This window comes from Actinomadura rubrisoli (assembly GCF_004349215.1).
GTDB classification, from domain to species: domain Bacteria; phylum Actinomycetota; class Actinomycetes; order Streptosporangiales; family Streptosporangiaceae; genus Spirillospora; species Spirillospora rubrisoli.
Genome location: NZ_SMKU01000389.1, coordinates 1 through 8,002, shown reverse-complemented (window position 1 = coordinate 8,002; position 8,002 = coordinate 1). Strand labels below are relative to the sequence as shown.

The following is an 8,002-nucleotide window of genomic DNA, read 5'->3' as shown; positions in this document are numbered from 1 at the left end:
GGCTGGGTGGTCGGTGGCGGCGTTGAGGTCGGCGGGGTGGAGTGGTTCGACTGGCTTGGAGGAGTCTCGGGGTTTGTCGTTGAGCATTCCGCCGGGCGGTTCAGCGTGCGGCGTGAGACGGCTGGAAATGGACGCGGGGACGGTTACTGGCGGGCCTATCGGGGGCGGCGCCGGGTCTATCTCGGGGCCACGCGGCAGGTGACGGCGAACGCCCTTGAGGTGGCGGGAAGGGCGTTGGGCCGTGCGGGCGGTGGCGTGCCGCCGGCGCGGGAACGGGCGGTCGCTCGCCCTCGGCTGCGGCTGCTCCTTGAGCGTTCGTCGCGGCTGCCGGTCACGTTGGTCTGTGCGCCAGCCGGGTTCGGAAAGACGACGATGCTGGCGACGTGGGCGCGGGTTGCGACGGGGCGGGTGGCTTGGGTGTCGCTGGACGGGGACCACAGCGAGCCGGTGGTGTTCTTCCAGGGACTGGCGCGGGCACTGGGTGTGGCGGTGCCTGGACCGGAGTCGTCGGCGGCGTTGCGGCGTCGGGTCGGAGCATTGGTCGAGGAGCTGACGGTCCGTCCGGCCACGGTGGTATTGGACGACTACCACGTCATCGAGTCGCCGGATGTGCATGCTGCCGTCGAGCATCTCGTCGAGCGGCTGCCGGCGCGGGCGCACGTCGTCATCGCGACCCGGCGGCCGCCTCCACTGCCGCTTGCACGGTGGCGGTCGCGTGGGTGGGTCGCGGACGTGGACGCAGGGCGGCTGCGCTTCACGCAGGACGAGTCGGTGGCCTTTCTGAACGAGACGATGGGGTTGCAGGTCGCCGCTGGGACGGCCGATGGGCTGCACGCGGGGGTCGAGGGGTGGCCGGCCGGGTTGCAGTTGGCCGCGTTGGCGCTGGCGAGAGGGGTGCCCGCGGAGCGGGCGCTCAGCGCGGCCAAGGGCGACCTGGACGCCTATCTCGTTTCCGAGGTGCTGGAGCGGCTGCCGGACGCGATGCGGCGTTTCGTCCTGGCGACCTGTGTGCTGCCGAGCTTGTACGGGCCGCTGTGCGAGGCGCTGACGGGCCAGGGCGAAGCCACACTGCGGGAGCTGGTCGAACACGGCCTGTTCGTGGTTCCTCTCGATGGGGAGGGACGGTGGTTCCGCTATCACCAGCTGTTCGCGGCGGCGGTCGCCGAGCATGCCGAACCCGGGTCGCTCGCGGTAATGCACCGGCGGGCGGCTCGATGGCATGAGGCGAACGGGAGTCCTCGCGAAGCGGTCGAGCACACGCTGGCGGCCGGGGATGTGGAGGAGGCGGCCTGCCTGTTGGCTCGATTGGCCGAACAAGGCGGGGAATTGTGGCTGCATGAGGGCAGGGTCGGGCGGTGGCTCGCCGAATTGCCCCAGGCGGTGATCGAGAAGAGCGTCGTGCTCTCTCTGCTGAGCCACTGGACGGCCTGGCTCGATTCGCTGTGGGGCAAGGCGCCGGGACATCCCGTGGTGGAGCTTCCTCCAGGGGAAGAGCTGCCATTGGTGCTGCGGGGTGTGCACAGCGCATTTCTTGCGCATCAGATATTCGCGGAAGGGGCGCCCGATGAGGCCGTGGAGGCCGCCTCCACGGCGCTCGACCTGTTGCCGCTGGAGCAGGCGCCGCTGCGGGGTCAGTGCGCCATCCGGTTGATCGACGTGCTGTGGCACGGCACCGCCCCGGAGTCGACGGCACGGGCGGAACGAGAGTTCGCGCGGCTGAACGTCCCGTCGCATGACGCGGCGCTGCGGTTGGACGCGCTGGCCGGGCTGGCGATGGCGCATCTGTCACGGGGCGATCTCAAGCGGACGATCGCGCTGTGCCGGAAGGCCGCCGAACTCGCGGACTCACAGAAGGTGGACGCGGGCGAGTATCTCGCCTTCGGCCCGTTACTGGTAACGGAAGCGTTGTTGGAGCAGGGGCGAATGGACGGCGCCGCGCCCGAGTGCACCGGGGACCCGGGGATCTGGTTTCACAGGCATCGGCTCACCGCCGACATCTGTGCGGCGCGGGGGGATGAGCAGGGGGCTTTTCAGGCACTGGACGAGTTGGACGGCTATGTGGCCGAGATTCCGTTCCTTGAAGGGGCCGGGTTCGGGGCAGTGGTGCGCAGGTCGGCGGCGGCCCGCCGGGCCTATGTCTGCCTTTCTTTCGGGTATGCGGCCGAGGCTGGTCGGGCTTTGGAATTCGCCCAGAAAATCGGCATCGCCGGTGGACGGGTGCCGGTGGGGCTTGATTTCTTCGAACGGCTCGTCGCGGCACGCCTGGCGCTGGCCGAGGGGAAACGGGCGGTCGCGGACGCGGTCGCCTCGGAGGCGCTAAGGCTCAACGTCCTTTGTGCGGGGGTGCGCATTCGGCTGCTGCTGACGGCGGGCTTGGCGCGAGGAGACGCGGGGGCCGTGGCCGAGGCACTCGTCCTGGGAGCCCCTGGGAGTTTCGTCCGGCCATTCTTGGAACTGGGGGCGGAACTGTCTCCGCTGCTGGGGCGGGCGGCCGGGCCTGAGCGGTTCCTGCGGCGGGTGCGGACGGCCTGTGCCGGTGAGCCGCCGGTGTTGACGCGGCGGGAGCGTGAGGTGCTCGTACTGCTGGCCGACGGCCTCTCGGCCCCCGAGGCGGCCCGCAGGCTCGGGCTGGCGACCAGCACGGTGCGGTCGCATCTGGAACGGGTCCACGCCAAGCTCGGCGCACGCACCCAGGCGCAGGCCGTGGCCCGGGCGGTCCGTCTCGGCCTGCTGTGATGTTCGGGACGTTCGGGACGCGGGCCTACCTGCCGGTACGGGGGTGATCACCGGAAGCGGCGGTCCTTGCGCGCCCCTAGCGTCCCGCCATGACCTTGGAAGAGTCCCCGATTCAGGAGTCCGGCGCGCCCGTCCGGCCCGCGCGCCCGCTCTGGCTGTTCTTCGTCCTCGCCTATGGCTTCACCTGGCTGTGCTACGTGCCGATCATGCTCTCCAAAGAGGGTCTCGGCCTGATGTCGTTCTCCGTGCTCGGCGGGATGGCCGATCTCTGCGTCGTGGTCGGATCGTTCGGCCCCCTGGTGGCCGCCCTGCTGTCGGGTTCCCGCCGCGAGTTGGTCCGCGCGTGCACCCGCTGGCGGGTGCCGGTCAGGTGGTACGTGCTGAGCATCCTCGGCGTCGCCTGCGTTCCCATGATCGCGGCATTCGCCGTCCCCGGCGCGGCCGACCATTTCAGCTTCAACGCGGGCGCGCTGCCGTCCCTCGCCATCATGTTCCTCACGGTGCAGTTCGTGATCGGCGCGCTGGGCGAGGAGCCGGGCTGGCGCGGCATCGCACTGCCGCGCCTCCAGCGGCGCCACGGCCCGCTCCGGGCGGCGCTCATCCTCGGCGTCCTGTGGGGCGGCTGGCATCTGCCCCTGTTCGCCTACTCGGACTGGGCCGACCCCAAGGGCGGGGAGAACCTCGGCACGCTCGGCATCTACCTGCTGATGACCACCGCTCTGACGATCATCATGACCTGGGTCTTCAACAGCACCGGCGGCGGCGTGTTCCTGATGATCCTCTTCCACGACGCGCTCAACACGGGCCTCAACGCGATCCCCGAGTTCTTCCCGGACTCGGACCTCGCCGACCGGCACCTGCTGGTCGCGCCCGCCCTCGGCTTCGGGCTGCTGGCGACCGCGGTACTGATCGCCACCCGCGGCCGCCTCAACGGCCCGCACGGCGAGGGCACATAGAGGAACAGGCACCCGCGATCGGTTCAGCGCGACATGCCCTGCGGCCGTCGAGCCGGGCCATGCCGCGGCTCGACGCGCTGGGGAGGACGGGCGGTTGGAGCGGGAACGCCGCCCTCGTGGTTTGACCTTGCCCAAAGGGCAAGCCGCAGGATCGTTCCTGACGACATGATGAGGAGCGCGAGCATGGAGTTGCTGACCATCGGGACGTTCGCGCGGGCGTCCCGCCTGTCGCCCAAGGCCCTGCGGCTCTATGACGAGCTGGGACTGCTGACGCCCGCGCGGGTCGATCCCGTGACCGGCTACCGGCTCTATGACCCGGCGCAGCTCGAACGCGCGCGCCTGGTGGCATGGCTGCGCCGCCTCGGCATGCCGCTGACGCGCATCCGGGAGGTGTGCGATCTGGAGCCCGAGGCGGCCGCCCAGCGGGTCCGCGCCTTCTGGGCCGAGGTCGAGGCCGACACCGCCTCCCGACGTGACCTGGCCAGGTTCCTCATCGACCACCTTTCACGAAGGGACACCGCGATGCCCAGCTTGGCGATCCGCTACGCCGCCCTGTCCGACACCGGCCTGGTCCGCGAAAGCAACCAGGACACCGCCTATGCGGGCTCCCGCCTGCTCGCCGTGGCCGACGGCTTCGGCAGCAGCGGTGCCCCCGCCAGCGCCGCCGCCGTCGACGCGCTCAAGCCCCTCGAAATCGGCGAGGCCCTCTCCGCCGGGGATCTCCTCAACGTGCTTGAGGACGCCATCGAGCAGGCCAAGCGCGCCGTCCACGATGCCGCTGGTTCTGAGGCGTCCGGCACCACCCTCACCGCGATGCTGTGGACCGGCTCCCAGCTGGCTCTCGTCCACATCGGGGACTCCCGTGCCTACCTTCTGCGCGGCGCCGAGTTCTTCCAGATCACCACCGACCACACCATCGTCCAGTCCATGGTCGACCAGGACCGCCTCACCCCTGAGGAGGCGACCACCCATCCCCAGCGGTCGCTGCTCCTGCGAGCCCTGTCGGGCGCGGGTGAAGCCGCGCCCGACATCCGTCTCCACGACGCCCGGCCGGGCGACCGGTACCTGCTGTGCTCCGACGGCCTGTCCGCCGTCGTGCCGCCCGGCGACCTGCGCCGGGTGCTGGCCGAGCCCACCGCCCCCGAGGATGCGGTACGTGAACTCGTCGCGCTCACCAACCGCACCGGCGGCCCAGACAACGTCAGCTGCGTCGTCGCGGACGTCAGCAGCGAGGGCCGTAACCGTACGGGCAGCGGCCGGTGACGTCGACCGGACGCCGGACAAGACACAACAGGCCACACCAAAACGCCCAGTGACGCACCACGGGGCAGCCATCGGATCGTCAAATCGCTCGAGTATGCCTGGGGCAGATATGCTGGCTTCGAGTTCAAGATCCCCGATATGGCCGAAATTTACATTGGAAATCCCCGCGTGGCGGGGGGCGGGCTTTACGCCACCATTCTCTTGCTCAGGCGCACTCCCTTACACTCCCGCCAATGAGCCACAAGAGGCCCTCCCGCGGTGTCATCGGCTGCGCAGCCGCCATGGCGGCGGTCTTGATCACGGGCGTCGTCCTGTTGGTCATGTGGTCGTCATCGCCTTGTGGCGACAAGGGCCCCGGCGAGGTCCAGGTCGTCAACGACACCGGCGGCGCGATCGACCTGCGCCTGCGGTACAGCTCCGGTACGACCAGCGAAGCGATCCCGCTCCCGCCGGGACAGGCCATCCATATGGCGGCCTCGTGTGCCCCCACCACGTTCATCGCGACGGCACGGGACGGCCGTACAGCCACCTTGGGCCCGCCGATCTGCCCCGGAGACCCCTGGTATATCCGCCTCCCCGGCAATGCGTCCCCAGCCCCGACTCAATGACCTGCCAATGAGAACCGATCGCTTTGCCGCGGGCGCCGTAGCGGCCCTGCTGCCGCTGACGATGTCCGCATGCTGCCTGCCCGCCGAAGGGCCGAGCGCCATCATCGTCATCAACGACAGCCCTGTCACAGTGAGAGTCTGGCGTCAGTACAAGACCGGAACGGCGGACAGGCAGTCGATCCAGATCCGACCGGGAGAGATCAGCCGTCTTCCCGCGCCATCCTCCTGCGCCCCCGACACCTACCTCGCTCAGGCGCGTGACGGGCGCACTGCCAGCAGTGGCCCCCCGATCTGCCCGAACGCGACCTGGCGGATCACCCTGCCGACCACACCGACACCAGGCGCATCGAAGCCCACCGCACCACCTACCTCCAGGTCGCCTGGCGGCTGAACTCGCGCCGGCTGACCACCGGGGCGAACCGCCGGGCTTCCGATGGATACATGAGCGCCGTTGCGCACTGGCCCAGCACAGCACCGGCGCCAGGCTCCTGCGGGGCGTCGCCGATGCCGGGACCGACTGACGTCCGGCTCACCTGCGGCCCCGGGGCGTCGACTGGCTCGCGTGGGAAGCTGGAGGCGCGGTCGTCACCGGCCGGATACTGAGGGGTGCACGGCGCGGGGGTTTGTGAGCCTTGGCCGGACGAGACGGAAGGGCCTCGCTCCGGCGTGCACCATCACCGTTGGAGACCATGCTGCGGCATGTAGGCGGGAACGCCGCGGTGCTCGGGGAGCACCGCGGCGTCCGGGGTGGGTCAGATGGCTTCCCAGAGGGCCGGGACGTTGGGCGGCGTCCAGCCGGGCTGGGCGGTGTGGGGCTGGAGGCAGCGGTAGCTGACGCCGTCGTAGGTCACCACGTCCCCGGCGTTGTAGGCGTGGCCCTCGGCCCAGGCGGTGGGGTCGCCCGGGTCGGGGTCGCCCGGGTCGTTCGGGTCGTTGACGCGGCCGCCGACCTTGACCGCGGCCCAGGCGTTCGCAACTCCGGCGTACTCGGCGCTGGTCGCCCCGTACAGCTTGGTGGCCGCCGCCAGCGTGGCGCGGCGGGCGTCGGCGTAGTCGGTGTTCGACCTCATCTCCTCGGTGAGGGCCTTGTACCAGACCGCCGCCGCCTTCTCCCGGCCGATGCCGGTGACCGGCTTACCGTCGGAGGTCGGCGAGTCATAGTGGACGCCGTTGATGTCCTTCGGGCCGCTGCCCTCGGACGCCAGGTAGAACCAGTGGTTGGCGATGCCGGAGGAGTAATGGACGTCCACGCTTCCGGCGTTGGGCGACCAGGCGTCCAGCGACTGGCCGTCCTGGCTCGGCCGCGCCATGTAGCGCAGCGGCCCGCCGTTGCCGAAGATGTCGATCTTCTCGCCGATGAGGTAGTCGCCCACGTCGGCGGGGTTGTTGGACCAGAACTCCATGGCGGTGGCCATGATGTCGGAGGTGGCCTCGTTCAGGCCGCCGGACTCGCCCTCGTAGATCAGCCCCGCGGTGTTGGACGTGACGCCGTGGGTCATCTCGTGGCCGGCCACGTCCAGCTCGGTCAGCGGCTTGCGGTTCCCCTGGCCGTCGCCGTAGGTCATGCAGAAGCAGCTGTCTTCCCAGAAGGCGTTCACGTAGCTGCTGCCGTAGTGGACCCGGGAGTACGCGCCGACGCCATCGCCGCGGATGCCGGAGCGGCCGAAGACGGTCTTGTAGTAGTCCCACGTCTGACCGGCGCCGTAGGCCGCGTCGACGCCGGCGGTCTGGGCGTTGCTCGGCGTGCCGTCGCCCCAGTTGTCGTCGGCGTCGGTGAAGACGGTGCCTCTGCCGGACTGGGCGCCGTTCAGGTTCGTGGTGTCGTGGTTGCCGCGTCCGGCGTCCCGCAGGGTGAAGGAGCTGCCGGAGCCGGAGGTGCCGAGCGGGACCGTGCCGGAGTACATGCTCTTGCCGCTGCCGGTGTGGACGCCCTGCCACTGGGTGATCTTCTTGCCCGTGGTGGCGTCGGTGATGACGTGCAGCAGGTTGGGGGTGCCGTCCTTCTGCGTCCCGCCGACGACCGTCTCCCAGGCCAGGACGGCCTTGCCGTCGCGTCCCATCCAGACGACCTTGCGCGGTGCCTCGCTGCCCTTGGCCTTCGGCGTGGCCGGCTTCGTGGACCGGAGCGTCGCCGGCGCGGTGTCCACCTTCAGCGGACGGACGTCCGCCCTGGAGACCCGCGAGAGCTCGCCGGACGGGGCGCGGTGGACGATGATGTCGCCGCCGATGACGGGCAGGCCGTCATAGGTCTGCAGGTAGCGGGTGTGGGTGGTCCCGTCCCTGTCCTTGACGACGCTCTTGGTCGTCAGCTCGACCTTGTCCCCGAGGCGGAGCTCGGACGCGGTCTTGTCCTGCTGCGCGCGCGCCTGGCCGACGAGTGCCTTGTACTGCTGGGGGCTCAGCTGGGCCGGCAGCTGGCCGGGGTTGCCCTGGGGGGCC

Annotated in this window: 5 protein-coding genes; 4 read left to right on the top strand and 1 reads right to left on the bottom strand. The window is 70.3% G+C overall.

The genetic code is table 11. The features are described 5' to 3' along the window. Positions 1-36: 36 nt before the first annotated feature. The 4 genes from E1298_RS51400 (at position 37) to E1298_RS40500 (ending at position 5,563) form a co-directional block, all read left to right on the top strand. Positions 37-2,736 (top strand): winged helix-turn-helix domain-containing protein, encoded by a 2,700-nt coding sequence (locus E1298_RS51400; RefSeq protein WP_131902690.1) that lies wholly within the window; start codon positions 37-39, stop codon positions 2,734-2,736. Positions 2,737-2,825: 89 nt separating this feature from the next. Then, complete coding sequence (locus tag E1298_RS40510; RefSeq protein WP_131902689.1) at positions 2,826-3,692, top strand: CPBP family intramembrane glutamic endopeptidase; 867 nt, start codon at positions 2,826-2,828, stop codon at positions 3,690-3,692. Positions 3,693-3,875: 183 nt separating this feature from the next. Further along, positions 3,876-4,955 carry a MerR family transcriptional regulator gene (locus E1298_RS40505; RefSeq protein WP_131902688.1) on the top strand — a complete coding sequence of 360 codons (1,080 nt, stop codon included), beginning with the start codon at positions 3,876-3,878 and terminating at the stop codon, positions 4,953-4,955. A 233-nt stretch (positions 4,956-5,188) separates the two neighbouring features. Beyond that, positions 5,189-5,563, top strand: coding sequence for a hypothetical protein (locus tag E1298_RS40500; protein WP_131902687.1), 375 nt, complete (start codon positions 5,189-5,191; stop codon positions 5,561-5,563). A 752-nt stretch (positions 5,564-6,315) separates the two neighbouring features. Here E1298_RS40500 and E1298_RS40495 read toward each other — a convergent pair. After that, the coding region (locus E1298_RS40495; protein ID WP_165975897.1) for a M4 family metallopeptidase at positions 6,316-8,002 on the bottom strand (1,687 nt) is incomplete at its 5' end.